A 526-nucleotide genomic window follows, 5' to 3' on the forward strand; every position below is an offset into this window, starting at 1 on the left:
CTTGCTTGGCAGATCGCCAATACGTCATGAGGAATGTGTTCAAACTCTGCTGTGATCACATCAACGTGTTCAATCGCTTGCTCTAAGCCGTGACCAAGAAGATGCAACGTCAAAGGATGAACGACATCACCCGTTGTCACATCATAGGCAGAAATCTGGATATTCAAAGGCGCACCAGCCAATGACATCATACGTGCTAATTGTCCAGCGCCCAGAACCAATACGTGCATGATTTAGTCCTCTGCAGGATTCGGGTTAGCAAGGACGCTTGCTGTTTGTTCTTGGCGGAAGGATTCAACTTTGGCCATGATATTTTCGTCGTGAGTTCCAAGGATTTGCGCAGCGAGAAGACCAGCGTTCGCTGCACCAGCTTCACCAATTGCCAATGTCCCTACTGCGATGCCTTTTGGCATTTGCACAATACGAAGTAGAGTACGAGTCGAGCCCTGATAAACTGCGCGTGAGTTTGCACGGGTACGCCCAAAACGGGCAAGCTGGTAAATGCCGCCGCCATGCCAGGTAAATG

Annotated in this window: 2 pseudogenes; both read right to left on the minus strand. The window is 49.8% G+C overall.

The window, feature by feature from the left end:
- Positions 1-230: pseudogene (locus tag CIK04_RS23790) on the minus strand (5-(carboxyamino)imidazole ribonucleotide synthase); the annotation flags it as partial.
- A gap of 3 nt (positions 231-233) precedes the next feature.
- A pseudogene (locus CIK04_RS23795) lies at positions 234-526 on the minus strand (AIR carboxylase family protein); the annotation flags it as partial.

The organism is Vibrio sp. 03_296 (assembly GCF_002265885.1).